Source organism: Weeksella sp. HMSC059D05 (assembly GCF_001809725.1).
Taxonomy (GTDB): Bacteria; Bacteroidota; Bacteroidia; order Flavobacteriales; family Weeksellaceae; genus Weeksella; species Weeksella virosa.
Map to the genome: position 1 here is coordinate 1 of NZ_KV798545.1, position 1,503 is coordinate 1,503.

General features: G+C 34.3%; 3 protein-coding genes. All 3 read right to left on the reverse strand.

Annotated features, from left to right (window positions below; all coding sequences use genetic code 11):
* Positions 1-84: 84 nt before the first annotated feature.
* On the reverse strand, positions 85-387 hold the full coding sequence (locus tag HMPREF2660_RS11240; RefSeq protein ID WP_083299085.1) for a transposase: 303 nt from the start codon (positions 385-387) through the stop codon (positions 85-87).
* Positions 388-409: 22 nt separating this feature from the next.
* Positions 410-1,087, reverse strand: a complete 678-nt coding sequence (locus HMPREF2660_RS06805) for a hypothetical protein (protein ID WP_070486291.1) — start codon at positions 1,085-1,087, stop codon at positions 410-412.
* A partial coding sequence (locus HMPREF2660_RS06810) for an AHH domain-containing protein (protein WP_185097017.1) occupies positions 1,078-1,503 on the reverse strand: 426 nt, incomplete at its 5' end. The genes HMPREF2660_RS06810 and HMPREF2660_RS06805, both read right to left, overlap by 10 nt.

The window sequence follows — 1,503 nt, forward strand, 5'->3', positions numbered from 1 at the left end:
GGTTAAATTACCACGGGCGTCGTAATCAAAATGATAGCCGCTAATGCGCTTGAGTAGATTACCTGTATGAACCCACAACAAAAGTTAGAACGATTTTTTAATACTGTTTCTACCTAAAATTGCTACTAAAAATAGGGGGACTACAAACTCAATCTCCGAAAGCGAGGCGGTTTCTATCACAGTCGCCAGTTTAGTCTCAGCAGACCAATTATCCGAATTGCGTTTTTTTGACATGGCATTACCTACTAAATTGACTTGTTTCAGCCAATTATAAAGGGTTGAGGTAGGAATGCTCTCTTGCCTAGCTAGTTCACTAAGACTCAATGTGTTGTCACTATGAAATTTATTGATCACTGCGTTCTTACGCTCTAGTGAATAACGGCTCATAAATAGTATCCTTACCGCTCTCTTAATTTAAATTTAGAGGGTAACAACTATCCTGACATAGAGAGTCATTACTTATCTTTTTTCCGTTATAAACCAATATTTTTTTTCCCGATTGATTAGTAGCGACAATCTTAACTTTAGCGCCAATATATGAAAACTCAAACTCTCTAATAGGCAAAATATTTGATTTTTCTTCCCAAAAACCGTATCTAACAATTTTCGTTATATCCGCATTGTCGTATTCGAACTGGTCGATAAATAGAAACTCCTCGTGATTGTCTCCGTCATTTATATAAGACAACACTTTGTCGTATCGGTTGTTATGAAAATAAGCTACTCTTAGTTGCTGTAGAGCCATTTCTTCATCGTCATTTTCTACAAACAAAAATGATTTTTTGTTCCGATCGTTATATTCAAGGAAAAGACTACCCCATTTCTCATTTTCATTATTACAAGAAAAAATCAATTGATTTTCGAAATAGTAGTTTTTAATAGATATTTTTGTTTCTTCTTTAAATATTACTGCTTCTTTTAATTGATTTATCGCCGAGTCATAATTAAAGAAATCCAAATAAGAACTACTCCAATTTTTTGATGTAATTGGAATATTATCTACTGTTGTTTTTCTTGTTTCAAAAGAATTTTTTTCCGACTCAAAAAGTCCAATAATATTTTCGTACTCACTTTTAACTATCGACATACTTTTCCCAGTTTTTGTGTGGTTCTTGTTTCCCAAGTTCTACCTTCTTTTAATTCTTCCTTAATTTTTTTCAATTCAGACTTAAACTCTTCTTTATTTTTCCCATTTAATCGATTAAATATTTCATTTTTATATGCATTACCATGTAAACCATCTTGTTTATGTGTTGTTCCCGCAGAGATTCCTGGGATTTTATCAGCATCGGTCCTAGCGAGCCATATACCATTTAGTTTTCCATCAGGGTCAATACCATGACGTTTCATTTGCTCAACTAAAGCATTCATTTTAGGATCTTTCGTACCTGTCATAATAATATGGTGGGCGTCATGATTTAACCCAGGAGAAGCTCCTAAGTTTCTTCCTAATAAAGCCGAATTAGTTTTGAGCCCCAACGGATCCACCCACTCCACCGGGTT

What these genes read in the sequence shown, in the direction of transcription:
- HMPREF2660_RS11240 (WP_083299085.1), bottom strand. Translation starts at nt 387, where the DNA reads ATGAGCCGTTATTCACTAGAGCGTAAGAACGCAGTGATCAATAAATTT.
- HMPREF2660_RS06805 (WP_070486291.1), bottom strand. Translation starts at nt 1,087, where the DNA reads ATGTCGATAGTTAAAAGTGAGTACGAAAATATTATTGGACTTTTTGAG.